General features: G+C 69.0%; 2 pseudogenes. Both read right to left on the bottom strand.

The window, feature by feature from the left end:
• Positions 1-141 (bottom strand): annotated as a pseudogene (locus ABGA94_RS22290) (DUF2878 family protein); the annotation flags it as partial.
• Positions 130-267 (bottom strand): annotated as a pseudogene (locus ABGA94_RS22285) (TRZ/ATZ family hydrolase); the annotation flags it as partial. The pseudogenes ABGA94_RS22285 and ABGA94_RS22290, both read right to left, overlap by 12 nt.
• Positions 268-397 lie beyond the last annotated feature (130 nt).

The following is a 397-nucleotide window of genomic DNA, read 5'->3' as shown; positions in this document are numbered from 1 at the left end:
TGCGGCGAAGCGGATCGCATCGAAACCGCGCGCTGCGGAGAGGTAGGCCAGCGGTGCCAACAGCAGGCCGAACAGGGCCGGCAAGGCAGGGTGGCGCAGCAGGAAGCGCATCGAGGTGGTCAGCGTCATCGCGAACGCGGTCCCGATCAGCGGATCGGTGCGCCACTGGTCGTGCAGTTCACCAGCCTTGGCGAAGTATTCGTCATCGGTCCTGGCCCAGGCGGTGGGGAAATCGATGATGACCGCGCCGACCAGCGCGCGGAAACCGTCCGCCCCGACGCCCACGCGCGCAAGGCCTCGACCTGCTCGGCCATCAGCACCGACAGCGGCCTCGTCGCGCGGATCTCGTTCATCAGCAGCTCGGTGTCCAGCGGCCGGCCTTCGGCGTGCGCTGCGT

This window comes from Stenotrophomonas sp. 3diitr2024, assembly GCF_042136455.1.
GTDB classification, from domain to species: domain Bacteria; phylum Pseudomonadota; class Gammaproteobacteria; order Xanthomonadales; family Xanthomonadaceae; genus Stenotrophomonas; species Stenotrophomonas sepilia.
The sequence above is the reverse complement of the archived record's forward strand: the minus strand, read 5'-3'. Positions and strand labels throughout refer to the sequence as shown.